Genomic DNA, 14,618 nt, shown 5'->3' with positions numbered 1-14,618 from the left:
AACCGCCGGCCGGTGATGATGAAAAGCTTGCCGCATGAGTTCCGCACCCGTACGGCACGACCCACCGACCGACCCCGCCCTGGACGCCACCGACGAGGCGACCGCCTTCGCGGATCTCGGACTGCGCGCCGAGCTGCTGGGCGCCTTGTCCGCCCTCGGCTACGAGGAGCCCACGCCGATCCAGCGGGAGGCGATCCCTCCCCTGCTGGCCGGTCGGGACCTGCTCGGCCAGGCGGCCACCGGTACGGGCAAGACCGCCGCGTTCGCCCTGCCGCTGCTGCAGCGGATGCCCGACGAGCGGCCCGGCGACCCGGTGGCGCTGGTGCTGGTCCCGACCCGGGAGCTGGCGGTGCAGGTGTCGGAGGCGTTCCACCGCTACGGCAAGGACCTGGGCACCCGGGTGCTGCCCATCTACGGCGGGCAGCCGATCGGCCGGCAGCTGCGCGCCCTGGACATGGGCGTGGACGTGGTGGTGGCGACCCCGGGCCGGGCGCTGGACCACATCGCCCGGGGCACGCTCAACCTGGGCTCGCTGGCCACGGTCGTGCTCGACGAGGCCGACGAGATGCTCGACATGGGCTTCGCCGAGGACATCGAGGCGATCCTGGAGCACACGCCCGCGCAGCGGCAGACGGTGCTGTTCTCGGCGACGATGCCGGCGCGGATCGACGGGCTGGCCCGCCAGCACCTGACCGATCCGGTGCGCATCCTCATCGCCCGGGAGCAGCCGGTGGCCGGCGAGGCGCCCCGGGTACGACAGAGCGCGTACATCGTCGCCCGGGCGCACAAGCCGGCGGCGCTGGGCCGGGTGCTCGACGTCGAGTCCCCCACCGCGGCGATCGTCTTCTGCCGCAGCCGCGAGGAGGTCGACCGGCTCACCGAGACCATGAACGGCCGGGGCTACCGCGCCGAGGCGCTGCACGGCGGGATGAGCCAGGAGCAGCGCGACCGGGTGATGGGCCGGCTGCGCGCGGGCACCGCGGACCTGCTGATGGCCACCGACGTGGCCGCCCGCGGCCTGGACGTCGAGCAGCTCACCCACGTCGTCAACTACGACGTGCCGTCGGCGCCGGAGTCGTACGTGCACCGGATCGGCCGCGTGGGCCGCGCCGGGCGGGAGGGCGTGGCGATCACCCTCGCCGAGCCGCGCGAGCACCGGATGCTCAAGACCATCGAGCGGGTCACCGGCCAGCGGATCACCATCGACAAGATCCCGACGGTGGCGGACATGCGCACCCGGCGGCTGGAGCTGACCCAGGGCGCCCTGCGGGAGAGCCTGCTCGAGGACGACCTCGACCCGTACCGGGCGATCGTGGAGTCGTTGACCGACGAGTTCGACCTGGTGGAGGTGGCGCTCGCGGCGGTGAAGCTGGCGCACGAGGCGACCTCGCCGGGCACCGAGGACGAGGAGGAGATCCCGCAGGTCCCGGTGCGGGGCCCGCGCGAGGGGCGGCCGGAGGGCGGCGGCCGGGGCGAGCGGCGCGGCGGTGGCCGGCCCCGCGCGGGCGGCACCACGCAGGTCTTCATCGGGCTCGGCCGGCGCGCCGGGGTCCGCCCGCAGGACCTGGTCGGCGCGATCACCGGAGAGACGGGGGTCAGCGGCCGGGACATCGGCTCGATCGAGATCGCCGACCGGTTCTCGCTGGTGGAGGTGCCCTACGCCGTCGCCGACGAGGTGATCGCGGGGCTGCGCGGCAGCACGATCAAGGGTCGCAAGGCGACCGTACGCCGGGATCGTGACGGTGACGGCGGCGGCGAGCGCCGCTTCGACGGGGCCGACCGGCGCGAGCGCCGCGACCGCGACTTCGACCGCCGCGACCGCCGCTGACGAACCGACGAGGCCCCCGCTGTTGCCGGCGGGGGCCTCGTCGCGTCTGCGCGGGAATCAGTCGGCCGGCTCCTCGGCCACCCGTTCGGCGTGCTCCTGCTGCACGGCGCGAGCGGTGCCGAGGAAGTCGATGATCGTCTCGAGTTGTCGCTGGTCGTAGCGTGCCAGCGCGCGCAGGCCGGCCTCTCCGACCGGCTGGTAGATCCTCCGCTCGGCGGCCCGGGCGGCCCCGGTCGCCTCGACCAGCACCCGACGCCGGTTGGCGGCGTCCCGGGTGCGCGCCACCAGGCCGGCCCGTTCCAGCCGGTCGATGACCGTGGTGGTGGCCGCCGGGCTGAGCCGCAGCGCCGCCGTCAACTCGCCGGCCGTCACCGGGCCACGGCCGAGGACGATGTCCAGCGCCCGCAGATCGGTCCGGTTGATTCCCAGGCGGCCGGCGGCCGCCTCGTCGAAGGCGTCGAAGCTCTGCTGCAGCAGCCGGATCTCCTGGGCCACCCGGAACACCAGCTCATCTTTCGACATTCGAACCTTCCTGCTATCTTAGATTTCGATAGTCGAACTTTAGCAGGGAGCGACCATGACCGAGAACGACCGCAGGGAGATCCACGAGCTCTTCGACCGGCTGCTGCGGGCGTGGACCGACAACGACGCCGTCGCGTACGGCGCCTGCTTCACCGCGGACTCCGACTACGTGTCGTACGACGGCACCCGGGCGGCCGGGCGGGCGCCGATGCAGGACGCGCACGACCGGCTCTTCCGGGGCGTGCTCGCCGGGTCCGCGCTGGTGGGCGAGGTGGAGTCGATCCGGGCGGTGACCCCCGACGTGGCGATCGTGCACGGCACCGGCTCGGTGCTGATGCCCTGGCGTTCGCGCCTGCCGCGCCGCCGGTTGTCCCGGCAGACCCTGGTCGCCGTGCGGACGGCCGCCGGGTGGCGGTTCACCGCGCTGCACAACGGCCGCGTCCGTCCGGTGCGGATTCCCGCGCCGGACTCGGCGCCCGCCCGCCTGTCGCAGGCCATGGGCCGTGGTGCGCGCCGGCTCGGGCTCGGCCGCACCGGCGCCCCCGCCTAGCAGGTGGGCCCCTGTCGTCGGTTCGGACGACAGGGGCCCACCTGCGCCGGAGCACGCTCCCGGCAGGTTCAGGCGGCCGCGAGCGCCCGGCCGTCCAGCGACTCGGTGTCGGCCTCGGCCGGGCGCAGTGCCAGGGCGAGCACGTCGGCGACGTCGGCGAGGGTGTGGATCGTCAACGCCTCGCGGACCTCGGCCGGCAGGTCGTCGAGGTCCGGCTCGTTGCGGGCCGGGATGATCACCTCGGTCAGGCCGGCCCGGTGGGCGGCGAGCAGCTTCTGCTTCACCCCGCCGATGGGCAGCACCCGGCCGGAGAGGGTCACCTCGCCGGTCATCCCGAACTCGGGCCGCACCGGCCGGCCGCTGGCCAGCGACGCCAGGGCGGTGACCATGGTGATGCCGGCGCTGGGGCCGTCCTTGGGCACCGCGCCCGCCGGCACGTGCAGGTGGATCCGCCGCCCGGCGAGGGCGTTCGGGTCCAGCCCGAGCCGGCGCCCGTTGGAGCGCAGGTACGACAGCGCGATGTGCGCGGACTCCTTCATCACGTCGCCGAGCTGGCCGGTCAGGGTCAGCCCCGGCTCGCCCTCCATGCTGGTGGCCTCGATGAAGAGCACGTCGCCGCCGGCGCCGGTGACGGCCAGGCCGGTGGCCACGCCGGGCACCGCCGTCCGCTCCGCCGACTCCGGGGTGAACTTCGGCCGCCCCAGGTAGGTGGCGAGGTTGCCGGCGTCGACGCGTACCGGCGCCGGGTCGGTCGCCAGGGCCACCGCGACCTTGCGGAGGATCTTCGCCAGCGACCGTTCGAGCTGGCGCACGCCGGCCTCCCGGGTGTACTCGCCGGCGATCCGGGCGAGGGCGTCGTCGCCGACGCCGACCTCCTCGGCGGTGAGCCCGGCCCGCTCCCGCTGCCGGGGCAGCAGGTGGTCCCGGGCGATGGCGACCTTCTCCTCCTCGGTGTACCCGTCCAGGGCGACCAGCTCCATCCGGTCCAGCAGCGGGCCGGGGATGGTCTCCACCACGTTGGCGGTGGCCAGGAAGAGCACGTCGGACAGGTCGAGGTCGACCTCCAGGTAGTGGTCGCGGAAGGTGTGGTTCTGCGCCGGGTCGAGCACCTCCAGCAGGGCCGCGGCCGGGTCGCCGGAGTAGCCGACGGCCAGCTTGTCGACCTCGTCGAGGAGCACGACCGGGTTCATCGAACCGGCCTCGCGCAGGGCGCGCACGATCCGCCCGGGCAGCGCGCCGACGTACGTGCGGCGGTGGCCCCGGATCTCGGCCTCGTCGCGGACGCCGCCGAGGGAGACCCGGACGAAGTTACGGCCGAGCGCGCGGGCGATCGACTCGCCGAGGCTGGTCTTGCCGACGCCGGGCGGGCCGGCGAGGGCGAGCACCGCGCCGGAGCCGCGGCCGCCGACGACGCCGAGGTTGCGCTCGGCGCGACGGTTGCGCACCGCGAGGTACTCCAGGATGCGGTCCTTCACGTCGGCCAGGCCGGCGTGGTCGGCGTCGAGCACCGCGCGGGCCGCGGCCAGGTCGGTGTTGTCCTCGGTACGGGTGCTCCACGGCATCTCCAGCACCGTGTCGAGCCAGGTGCGGATCCAGCCGGCCTCCGGAGAGGCGTCGCTGGCCCGCTCCAGCTTGCCGACCTCGCGCAGCGCCGCCTCGCGGACCTTCTCGGGCAGGTCGGCGCCCTCGACGCGGGCCCGGTAGTCGGCGGAACCGTCCGGCTCGTCCTCGCCGAGTTCCTTGCGGATGGCGGCGAGCTGCTGGCGCAGCAGGAACTCCCGCTGGGACTTCTCCAGCCCCTCGCGGACGTCGGTGTTGATCTGCTCGGCGATCTCCTGCTCGGCCAGGTGGTCCTTCACCCAGCCGACGAGCAGCTCCAGCCGGGCGGTGACGTCCGGCGCGGCGAGCAGCTCGGTCTTCTGGGCGAGGCTGAGCCAGGAGACGTAGCCGGCGGAGTCGGCCAGCTCGGAGAGGTCGGTCATCCGCTCGATCGCGTCGATGACCTGCCAGGCGCCGCGCTGCTGGAGCACGGACGTCATCAGGGCGCGGTACTCGCGGGCGAGTTCGCGGGCGCGGCCGGCGGGGGCCGGTTCGTCGAGTTCGGTGGCCTCGACCCAGAGGGCGGCGCCGGGTCCGGGGACGCCGGAGCCGATCCGGGCGCGGGACAGACCGCGGACGACGGCGGCCGGTTCGCCGCTGGGCAGCCGGCCGACCTTCTCGATGGTGGCGACCGCGCCGACGGGACCGTACTCGCCGTCGATGCGGGGCACGGCGAGGAGGGTGCCCTCGCCGGTGGCGCGGGCCGCGTCGACGGCCGCCTGGGTGGTGGGGTCGAGGGTCACCGGGATGACCATGCCGGGCAGCAGCACGGCGTCGGTCAGGGGCAGTACCGGAAGAGTTGCCATCGAACACCTGCTATCGCGTTGGGTTGAGCGTGTCCAACTCAAGTAACAAACCGTTCCCCTTGTTCCGCATTGTGACCCAGACCACTTCCCCGCGCCACCGGCCGTCTTGAAAGCAGCAGCTCACGCACCAGGCCGGCGCCTCCGGCGACCGCCACGGCGAGCGGGATCCCCGAGGCCGCTCAGCGCCAGTGGCGACCGCCCAGCCGGGCAGCCCGGCCATCCAGTCGGGCCGCGACCGCGGCGCTCGCCGGCCAGGCCGGTATGCCAGGCGACTGCACTTCCCCGTCTTTGCGTCGGCCCCACCGATTTCCCGCGATAACGCGACCCGCCGAAATGAAAACGACGCGTATTGTTGCGCAATTGGCGCGGCATAGGTCAAACTTTGACCACACCCCGCCCCACACTAGGAGTAATCGGCGATGGCGAGAAAAGTAATCACGGTTCTGACCGACGACCTTGACGGCGGAAAGGCCGACCGGACCGTCGAGTTCAGTCTGGACGGCGTGGCGTACACCATCGACGTCTCCGACGAGAACGCGGGCGTGCTGCGCAAGGCTCTCGACCCGTACATCAGCGCTGGCCGGCGGATCGGGCGCGGCGCCGTCGACGTCGGGCGGGCACCCCGCCGGGCGGGCGCCCCGGGCGGCGCGGGAATGGACCGGGAGCAGAACCGGGCCATCCGGGAATGGGCCGTCAAGAACGGCTACAAGATTTCCGAGCGCGGCCGGATCCCGGTCGAGGTCGCCGAGGCGTACAAGAACCGCTGACCCGGCGCCGGGTTCACGCTCGCGTCCACGCGGGGTCACGCTGCGGAATCAGCGGGGCCCCGCCGGTCTTTTCCCACGGCCACCCATTCGCACGGCCCGCGTCTGGCGGCTGACGCATTCGCGGGCGGCGCATTCACCGACCGCCCGCTGACGGGTCGCCCCCGAGTGGTCGCGTCGGGCGGATTCCCACGGCGACGCTGACGGCGTCCCGTCGAGCACCGGCGGCTCGCCCGGGTGACGACGCGGCCGGCGGCGAGCCGGGCGGACCCGCCCGCGCGTGATCGCCGCCACGATTCGCGCCCGCGCGGCCCGGGACCGTCGCACCCCCGGGGTGTAATGAGCGACAGCTTTGTCGGGCATTACGCAACGCGACTCGGGGGTGGCGGATGACGCGCTGGTGGAGCCAGACGGCCGGCGGGTTGCCCCGCACGTTCTGGTACCTCTGGACGGCCACCCTGATCAACCGGCTGGGCAGCTTCGTCGCCATCTACCTCGGCGTCTACCTGGTCTCGGTGCGGGGCTTCAGCCCCGCGTACGCCGGAGTGGTGATCGGGTTGCACGGGGCCGGCAGCGCGGCGGGGGGCGTGCTCGGCGGAGTCGTCGCGGACCGGTGGGGACGGCGGCCGGCGATGCTGGCCGGCAACGTGGCCGCCGCCGCGGCGGCCGTGTCGCTGGGCCTGAGCGGCCATCCGACGGCGGTCGCGGCGCTCACCCTCCTGCTCGGGCTCTTCCTCGGCGTCGCCCGGCCGGCCTTCACCGCCACCATCATCGACGTGGTGGGCGAGCGGGACAGGCTGCGTGCCCTGACGCTCAACTACTGGGCGATCAACATCGGGTTCGCCGTCGCCGCTACCGTCGCCGGCCTGCTGGTCCGTGCCGATCCGCTGCTGCTGTTCGTGGTCAACGCGGCGGTGCTGCTCGGCACCGCCGCGCTGATCGGGTTGAAGGTGCCCGAGTCGCGCCCCGCACCGGTCACCGTCGGGCAGTTCACCCGCGCCGACTCCGGCGGGCTCGGCACCGTGCTGCGCGACCGGGTCTTCCTGGCGTTCACCGCCCTCACCGGGCTGGCCTGGCTCTGCATCCAGGGCAGCGTGATGCTCCCCGTCGCGTTGCAGGCCGACGGGCTGCCGGCGTCGGCGTACGGGCCGGTCATCGCGGTCAACGGGCTGATGATCGTGCTGGGGCAGCTCTTCGTGCCCCGGCTGGTCGGCCGCTACGACCGGTCCCGCACCATCGCCGCCGCCGTCGTGGTGGTCGGCGCCGGTTTCGCGCTGACCGCGCTGGCCGACGCGGTGTGGTTCTACGCGCTCACGGTCGCCGTCTGGACGCTCGGCGAGATGCTGATGACCCCGGCGAACTCGGCTCTCACAGCGGACCTGTCGCCGGCGGCGCAGCGCGGCCGCTACCAGGGGGTCTACTCGCTCGGCTACGCCTTCGCCAGCTTCGCCGGGCCGACGCTCGGCGGGCTGGTCGCCGCCCGGTTCTCCACCGACGCGCTCTGGCTGGGCCTGTTCGGTCTGGCCCTGCTGGTGGCCGCCGGCAACCTCCTCGCGGTCCGCCCCCGGGCCAGGCGGATCGAGGCCCTCCGGGCCGGCGCCACCTCCGCCGCCGCCCCCGCCCGCAAGGCGGCAGCGCTGGCCTGACCGCCCTGCCGGGGCCGCCGGGGCTCGGCTCCAGACAGGCCGCGGCGGCCGGCGGGTCGGGCGGGTCAGTCCGCGCAGAGGTGCGCGAAGGCGAATCCGTGCGCCATCTCGTCGCGCCGCGACTCCAGCAGCCGGATGTCGGCGAGCAGCTCCTCGCGGGGCGTCAGGACCGGCTCGGCCGTCTCCAGCTCGCGCAGCCGCTCGCCGACGGCCATCGCCGCCAGGTCCTCGGCCAGGCGGGCGGGGTCCACGCCGGCGGAGACGCGCTGCTCGTGCACCGTCACCCGCTCCACGAGGCAGGCGCCGGGACGCACCTCGACCCAGCTCCACCCCTCGGCCGGCCCGCCCCGCCAGCTCAGGTGCAGCCCCCGCACGATCGGATCCACCAGCCGCCGCGACACGTACGCGTCGACCGCCGCGGCCCGGGCCAGCGCGCCGAGGTCGTTGACGTGGCCCGTCCGCCCGTCGGGCAGCCGGCCGAGGATGTCCCGGAACCCGAGCGGGGGCACGTCCCCCGCCTCCGGCTCCCCGGCGCCGAGCGCCGCGTAGGCACGGGCGTCGAGCACGTACGCCACGATCCGCCGTCCGTGCTCGTCGGCGCGCAGCGTGGGCGACCCGATCCGCAGCACCGCCAGGCCGACCGCCTCGGCGACCACGTTCTTCATCCGTTCGGCGCGCTGCCCGGCGGAGCCGGCGGGCGCGACCGGGCCGACCTCGACGGCGAAGACCGGCCGGGCCGTGTCGGCGGCGCAGACGACGAAGTCGTAGCCCTCCCGCGTGGCCGTGCTCCACTGGTGCCCGGTGATGCCGGTCGGGCGCCGGTGCGCGAGCTCGCCGAGGCGGCGGGCGCCGTGCACGAGCTGCCCGGCCCGGACGAGCAGCGGACCGCGGTCGCCGTCCCCGGTCACCGCCCGCAGCCAGGAACCGTCCCCGCCACCGGTGCTCGTCATCCGCGTGATCCGTCCGTCGTGCCGTCGACCCGGGCCGACTGGTCGGCCGGAGGCGAGTCTAGGCCGTCGATCATGGCCGGCACCGCGGTGGTGCGGCCGGGCGGCACGGGCGGGGAATTCGGTTGAGCCGGCCGGGAGCCGCCCGGTGGGATGGGCCGGTGACGCTGTTCCTGAGCACCGACAGGATGGTGCTGCGCCAGTTCACCCCCGACGACGCGGAACTCCTCGTCGAGCTGGACGGCGACCCCGAGGTGATGCGATATCTCACCGGCGGGCGCCCCACCCCGCCGGAGGTGGTCCGGGAGCGCACCCTGCCCCGGATCCTCGCCCACTACCGGCGGCCGCCGGGGCTTGGCTGGTGGGCGGCCCTCGGCCGGGGATCGGACGAGTTCCTGGGCTGGTTCGAGTTCCGCCCGACGCGCGACGGCGACGCCCGCGAGGTGGAGCTGGGCTACCGGCTGCGCCGGGCGGCGTGGGGCGGCGGCCTCGCCACCGAGGGCTGCCGGGCGCTGGTCGACAAGGGCTTCACCGAGCTGGGCGTGGAGCGGGTCACCGCCAACACGATGACGGTCAACGCGGCCTCCCGCCGGGTGATGGAGAAGTCCGGGCTGCGCCACGTGCGTACGTACGTCGGGGACTGGCCGGAGATGATCGATGGGGCGGAGCACGGCGAGGTCGAGTACGCGCTGACCCGACAGGAGTGGCTGACCGGCACCGACTAGCCCGCCGCGAGCCTCGGGCCCGCCCGGGCTACTCCGCGCCCATCACCAGGCCCTCGATGGTGTGCTTCTGCCGGATCGGCGTGAGGGCGTCGACCACCGGGCAGGGCAGGTGGGCGTGCACCAGCTCGGGCAGCCTCGCCCGGTAGCCCCGGGTGACCGCCATGTCGTGGTGGCCGGCGTTGCCCGCTCCGGGCGCGTCGACACCGAGCACCAGCACCGGCCGGGCCAGCGTGGAGACGTTCGGCGTGCCGCGGTGGATGGTCAGCGCCGACCGGGCGGAGATGTCGCCGCGCCGCGGGTACTTGCGGACCGCCCGCTGCTCGTAGCGCGGATAGCGCTCCTTCGGCGGGAACATCTCGTGGTCGAAGTCGCGGCCGTCGTCCCACTGGGTGCCCGGGGCGATCTCGAACGGCCCCATCTCGTCGACGGTGTCGACGGTGGTGAGGTTGAAGGCCAGCGAGGTCAGCCGCCGCTGCCGCCTGGTGTCCTCCGGCATCGGGAAGTCCCGGTGCCACGGCTGCGTGACCGCACCCGGGAACGGGATGTCGAAGCCCAACTCGACGATCTGGTAGTCGGGGCCGAGCACGGCCCGGCACACCGAGACCACCCACGGGTGGGTGACCAGGTCGACGAAGCCGCGCAACTGCTCGGGGTGGATCTCCACGTACCACCGCTGGGGCCCGCGACCCACCGCGCCGTCCGGGCGGGAGCGGGCCTCCCGGAAGGCTGCCTCGATGTCCTCGCCGACCCGCTCCACCCACTCCACGTCGAAGGCGCCCCGACACGCGGTGATGCCGTCCCGGTAGAGGTCACCGAGCGCCTCCACGGGGACGTCGTCCTCGGGCGGGGCGGGGTGCTGGCCGGTGCGTGGCGAGGGCGGCGTGGCGTGGGACCTCATCGAACCTCCTGAGGGGACGAGGCGAGTATTAAACGTTGTAGAACCGCCGCAAGGCGACCGGGCGGCGGAGCGGACCCCGCGCCGAGGCATGATCGAGCGTGGCCGGTCGTCGACCGGCGGAGCGGGGGTGCGGGGTGCGGGTCGTGTCGCTGGTGCCGTCGCTGACCGAGGCGGTGGCGCTGACCCTGCCCGGCCTGCTGGTCGGGGCCACCGACTGGTGCACCCACCCGGCGGGGCTGGACGTGCCGCGGGTCGGCGGCAGCAAGTACCCCGACCTGGACCGGGTGCTCGCGCTGCGACCGGACGTGGTGCTGCTCAACGTCGAGGAGAACCGCCGCGCCGACGCCGACGCCCTGGCCGCGGCCGGCGTGCCGGTGCGGGTGACCTACCCGCGGACCGTCGACGGGGCGCTTACCGAACTGGGCGACCTGCTCCGCGAGCTGGGCGCGCCGGCCGAGCCGGAGTGGCTGGCGGCGGCCCGGCGGGCGTGGGCCGCCCCGCCGGCGGCCGGGCCGCCCCGCCGGGCGGTGGTGCCGGTCTGGCGTCGTCCGTGGGTGGTGCTGGGCGCCGACACGTTCGCCGGGGACGTGCTGCGCCGACTCGGCGTCACCAACCTGTACGCCGACGACGCCGAGCGCTATCCCCGGCCGGGCCTCGACGAGCTGCGCGCCCGGGAGCCGGAGCTGGTGGTGCTGCCGGACGAGCCGTACCGCTTCACCGCCGACGACGGGCCGGAGGCGTTTCCCGGCGTCCCCTGCGCGCTGCTGTCCGGGCGGCACCTGACCTGGTACGGCCCGTCCCTGGCCGAGGCGCCCGCCCTGCTGTCCGCCCAGCTCGCCGACCCGGTCGTCGGGCCGGGCTGACCGCCGTGGCCCCGCCGCCCGGCGGTCCTCCCGCCCCGGCGGCGAATGGGAAGGTCAGCGGGTCGACGCGCTGGGCGGAGTCAGGCGCCCGCGTGCCGGCGTCGCTCCCGACGGGCGGCGAGCACGCTCCAGCCGATCGCGACCGACAGGGTCAGCACCACCACCGCGAGCGTGAGCCAGACCGGCAGCTTCCCCACCGGCGTCTCGGCCAGGATCAGCTTCGCGCCGGCGAAGGCCAGCAGCACGGCCAGCCCGTACCGCAGGTAGCCGAAGTGCCGCAGCAGCCCGGCCAGGCAGAAGTAGAGACTGCGCAGCCCGAGCACGGCGAACGCCGTCGCCGTCCAGACCAGGAACGTGTCGGTGGTGATGGCCAGGATCGCCGCCACCGAGTCGATCGCGAAGACCACGTCGGTGGCCTCGATCGCGACCAGCGCGACCAGCAGCAGGGTGGCCCTGCGCCGGCCGTCGACCCGGACGAGGAACCGGCCACCGTGGTAGCGCGGCTCGGTGGGGACCAGCCGCCGGAACAACCGGACCGCGACGTTGCGGTCCGGATCGACGTCCGGCTCGCCGCGCACCGCGAGTCGCCACCCGGTCCAGACCAGGAAGGCGCCGAGCCCGACCCCGGCCCAGGCCAGCCGCTCCAGCAGCGCGGCACCGGCGAAGATGAAGGCCAGCCGGAACGCGAGCGCCCCGACGACCCCCCAGAAGAGCACCTTGTGCTGGTAGCCGGCGGGCACCCGGAAGTAGCCGAACAACAGCGCGAAGACGAAGACGTTGTCGACCGAGAGCGCCTTCTCCAGCAGGTAGCCGGAGAAGTACGCCACGGCCGGCTCGCCGCCCCGCCAGAGCCAGACCACCAGGCCGAAGGTGAGCCCGGCGGTGATCCAGACGCCGCTCCACACCAGCGCCTCGCGCAGCTCGATCACGTGGTTGTCGCGGTGGGAGAACATGTCCACGGCGAGCATGACGGCGATGACCGCGCCCACCGCCGCCCAGGCCCACAGCGGCGCCGCGAACGTCGCCTCGTCCACCCGGCGCCCTCCGCATCCACGACGGGACAGGGCGGCTCCGCTCTCCGCGCTCCGCATGCCCGCCGGCTCCGGTACGGGCGCGGTCACCGCGGCGCGGGGCTCGGCGGCGGCGCCGCACCGCGTCCGCCCCCGAGCCTAGGCGAGCCGCCCGCCGGCCGACGGCCGTCCGGGCAAGTCGGCGGGGCGGCCGGCCAGGCCCCGCCACCGCGGCCCGGCTTGCTTCCGAGCCTGACGCCGGCTGCCGTCGGCCGGAGCCGCGCGGGTCCGGCCGCGCGGGTCCGGCCGGGCGGCATGCCGACGGCCCCGCCCGGACGGCGGGACCCCCGGCGTCGCCCGTCAGGCCGCCCGGGAGGGCCGGGTCGCGTCCCGCTCGGCGGGCGCGTCGTCGTCGACGTCGTACGCGATGGTGCTGGTCACCCGGACCACGCCGCTGACCTGCCCGGCCAGCCGCGCCGCCAGCTCCACCGCGCTGCGCCGGTCCAGCCGGCCGTCGAGCGTCACCTCACCGTCGCGCACCTGGACGGTGACCAGGCCGTCCCGCACCGCGAGCACCCGGCGCAGCACCTCCTGCACCACGTCCTCGCGGATCTCCGCGTCGGTGCGCAGGTGCACCCGCAGCAGGTCGCCCCGGGTGACGATGCCGACGAGCCGACCCAGGTCGTCGAGCACCGGCAGCCGCTTGACCGTCTCCCGGTCCATCTGCCGGGCGGCGGCGGAGACGGTCGCCTCCGGCCAGGTGGTCACCGGCGGCGCGGTCATCAGGTCCCGGGCCAGCAGCGCGTCGGCCTTCTCCCGGGCGCTGCGGCGTCGCCGCCCCTCGAAGATCCGCCGCTCGTCCGGGTGGCCGGCCCGCTCGACCTTGTGCAGCAGATCCGACTCGGACACCACGCCGAGCACCCGGCGGAACCCGTCCACCACGGGCACGCCGCTGATGCCCCGCCGGACCAGCGCGTCGACGATCTCGCGGTACGGGGTGTCCTCCCCCACTGTCGCGACGTCCCGCGTCATCACGTCGCCCACCTGCCACGTCCTCATCACGACCTCCCTGTCGTTGGCACCTGCGACGGTATGGCCGCGACGACCCGCCGGGTCAGGGCCGCGCGACCGGGTCGACACGGCCGGTTGGACCGGTGCGGAAGGGGCCCAAGGTCCCGGTCCGGCGGGGCCCGGTCGGCCCTGGCCGGCGGGCGGCCCGCGAGCGTCCAATGGAGACGCCACCGGGAAGCGCGGTGCGAGGCACAGGAAGGGACGTGGAGACCATGATCGCGACCGAGCGGACCACCGCCGGGACCACCGCCCCCGCGGCGCAGACCCGACACCCCGCCGAGACCACCCGGGAGCGCGCCACGCGGTACGTCTTCGCCGGCATCCGCATCGCCCTCGGCTGGACCTTCCTCTGGGCGTTCCTGGACAAGGTCTTCGGCCTGGGGCACGCCACCGAGGCGAAGAACGCCTGGATCAACGGCGGCAGCCCCACCAAGGGCTTCCTGACCTTCGGCGCGACCGGCCCCTTCAAGGGCTTCTACACCGGCATCGCCGGGGCCGCCTGGGCGGACGTGCTCTTCATGACCGGCCTGGCCGCGATCGGCGTGGCGCTGCTGCTCGGCATCGGGATGCGCGTCGCCGCCGTCGCCGGCGCGGTGCTCTACGTGATGATGTGGACGGTCGTCCTGCCCCCGGAGAACAACCCCTTCCTCGACGACCACCTGCTCAACGCGGCCCTGCTGGTCGGTCTCGCGCTGGTCGACGCCGGCGCCACCCTGGGCCTGGGCGCGACGTGGGCGAAGCTCCCCCTCGTCCGGCGGTTCCCCTGGCTCCGCTGACCGGGTCCGGCACCTCCCTCGGCGGGCGTCACCACCGGTGGCGCCCGCCGATCCGTGCGCGCGCCCGCCTCGGGCCTGGCCGGGCGCGGCTCACGCCCGCCACGCGAGCGGGTCCCCGGGACCGCCGCGCGCCGACCGGTCGCCATCCGGCAGGATGGTGACCGGGACATCAGGACCGAAACGGCAGGAGACTCCCGTATGAACCAGGCAGCAGGCGCCCGCTCCGGCAAACCCGAGGTGGGCCCGATCGAGGGCGCGCCGCCCGCCGATCTCGTCATCGAGGACATCACCGTCGGCGAGGGACCGGAGGCCCAGCCGGGACAGCTGGCCGACGTCCACTACGTGGGGGTCGCGCACTCCACCGGCCGCGAGTTCGACTCCTCCTGGAACCGGGGCGAGACGTTCGAGTTCGGGCTCGGCGCCGGCCAGGTCATCGCCGGCTGGGACCGGGGCGTGGTGGGCATGCGGGTCGGCGGCCGGCGCCGGCTGACCATCCCGCCGCACCTGGGCTACGGCAACCGGGGCGCCGGCGGCGTCATCAAGCCGGGCGAGACCCTGATCTTCGTCGTCGACCTCGTCGGCGTCCGCTGAGCCGCTGAGCACGGGCCCGGGG

At 74.8% G+C, this 14,618-nt stretch carries 14 protein-coding genes; 8 read left to right on the top strand and 6 right to left on the bottom strand.

The genetic code is table 11. The features are described from left to right. Window positions 1-34: 34 nt before the first annotated feature. Window positions 35-1,828, top strand: coding sequence for a DEAD/DEAH box helicase (locus ACFY23_RS26785; RefSeq protein ID WP_350681511.1), 1,794 nt, complete (start codon window positions 35-37; stop codon window positions 1,826-1,828). A 57-nt stretch (window positions 1,829-1,885) separates the two neighbouring features. On the opposite strand, the gene ACFY23_RS26780 is transcribed toward ACFY23_RS26785, so the two are convergent. Further along, window positions 1,886-2,350: a MarR family transcriptional regulator gene (locus ACFY23_RS26780; protein ID WP_350681513.1), complete on the bottom strand. Its 465-nt coding sequence runs from the start codon at window positions 2,348-2,350 to the stop codon at window positions 1,886-1,888. A 55-nt stretch (window positions 2,351-2,405) separates the two neighbouring features. On the opposite strand from ACFY23_RS26780, the gene ACFY23_RS26775 reads away from it, so the two are divergent. Further along, on the top strand, window positions 2,406-2,900 hold the full coding sequence (locus tag ACFY23_RS26775) for an SgcJ/EcaC family oxidoreductase (RefSeq protein WP_350681515.1): 495 nt from the start codon (window positions 2,406-2,408) through the stop codon (window positions 2,898-2,900). Window positions 2,901-2,968: 68 nt separating this feature from the next. Here the strand turns inward: ACFY23_RS26775 and lon are convergent, their stop codons facing one another. Next, window positions 2,969-5,305: an endopeptidase La gene (lon, locus tag ACFY23_RS26770; RefSeq protein ID WP_350681517.1), complete on the bottom strand. Its 2,337-nt coding sequence runs from the start codon at window positions 5,303-5,305 to the stop codon at window positions 2,969-2,971. 419 nt (window positions 5,306-5,724) lie between these two features. On the opposite strand from lon, the gene ACFY23_RS26765 reads away from it, so the two are divergent. Further along, on the top strand, window positions 5,725-6,072 hold the full coding sequence (locus tag ACFY23_RS26765) for an Lsr2 family protein (RefSeq protein ID WP_350681519.1): 348 nt from the start codon (window positions 5,725-5,727) through the stop codon (window positions 6,070-6,072). Window positions 6,073-6,458: 386 nt separating this feature from the next. After that, on the top strand, window positions 6,459-7,715 hold the full coding sequence (locus ACFY23_RS26760) for an MFS transporter (RefSeq protein WP_350681521.1): 1,257 nt from the start codon (window positions 6,459-6,461) through the stop codon (window positions 7,713-7,715). 65 nt (window positions 7,716-7,780) lie between these two features. On the opposite strand, the gene ACFY23_RS26755 is transcribed toward ACFY23_RS26760, so the two are convergent. Continuing rightward, complete coding sequence (locus tag ACFY23_RS26755) at window positions 7,781-8,665, bottom strand: hypothetical protein (protein ID WP_350681523.1); 885 nt, start codon at window positions 8,663-8,665, stop codon at window positions 7,781-7,783. A 158-nt stretch (window positions 8,666-8,823) separates the two neighbouring features. On the opposite strand from ACFY23_RS26755, the gene ACFY23_RS26750 reads away from it, so the two are divergent. Continuing rightward, a complete protein-coding gene (locus ACFY23_RS26750; protein ID WP_350819396.1) occupies window positions 8,824-9,387 on the top strand; it encodes a GNAT family N-acetyltransferase in 564 nt (187 codons plus the stop codon). A gap of 28 nt (window positions 9,388-9,415) precedes the next feature. Here ACFY23_RS26750 and ACFY23_RS26745 read toward each other — a convergent pair whose 3' ends face one another. Further along, window positions 9,416-10,285: a phytanoyl-CoA dioxygenase family protein gene (locus ACFY23_RS26745; RefSeq protein ID WP_350681527.1), complete on the bottom strand. Its 870-nt coding sequence runs from the start codon at window positions 10,283-10,285 to the stop codon at window positions 9,416-9,418. Window positions 10,286-10,419: 134 nt separating this feature from the next. Between ACFY23_RS26745 and ACFY23_RS26740 the strand changes: the two genes are divergently transcribed. Further along, the gene (locus tag ACFY23_RS26740) at window positions 10,420-11,148 is read left to right on the top strand and encodes a helical backbone metal receptor (RefSeq protein WP_350681543.1); all 729 of its coding nucleotides are present in this window, start codon (window positions 10,420-10,422) and stop codon (window positions 11,146-11,148) included. A gap of 80 nt (window positions 11,149-11,228) precedes the next feature. Here ACFY23_RS26740 and ACFY23_RS26735 read toward each other — a convergent pair whose 3' ends face one another. Together ACFY23_RS26735 and ACFY23_RS26730 are read right to left on the bottom strand one after the other, a co-directional pair. Next, window positions 11,229-12,182: a TerC family protein gene (locus ACFY23_RS26735; protein WP_350681529.1), complete on the bottom strand. Its 954-nt coding sequence runs from the start codon at window positions 12,180-12,182 to the stop codon at window positions 11,229-11,231. Window positions 12,183-12,518: 336 nt separating this feature from the next. Further along, on the bottom strand, window positions 12,519-13,217 hold the full coding sequence (locus tag ACFY23_RS26730; RefSeq protein ID WP_350681531.1) for a CBS domain-containing protein: 699 nt from the start codon (window positions 13,215-13,217) through the stop codon (window positions 12,519-12,521). 215 nt (window positions 13,218-13,432) lie between these two features. Between ACFY23_RS26730 and ACFY23_RS26725 the strand changes: the two genes are divergently transcribed. Both ACFY23_RS26725 and ACFY23_RS26720 read left to right on the top strand, forming a co-directional pair. Then, complete coding sequence (locus ACFY23_RS26725; protein ID WP_350681533.1) at window positions 13,433-14,005, top strand: hypothetical protein; 573 nt, start codon at window positions 13,433-13,435, stop codon at window positions 14,003-14,005. A 198-nt stretch (window positions 14,006-14,203) separates the two neighbouring features. Further along, entirely contained in the window at window positions 14,204-14,596 is a 393-nt protein-coding gene (locus ACFY23_RS26720) for an FKBP-type peptidyl-prolyl cis-trans isomerase (RefSeq protein ID WP_350681535.1), read from the top strand. Window positions 14,597-14,618: the final 22 nt, after the last annotated feature.

It is taken from the genome of Micromonospora sp. NPDC000121 (assembly GCF_042899165.1).
GTDB lineage: Bacteria > Actinomycetota > Actinomycetes > Mycobacteriales > Micromonosporaceae > Micromonospora.
This window is presented reverse-complemented; position numbering and strand designations above follow the sequence as displayed.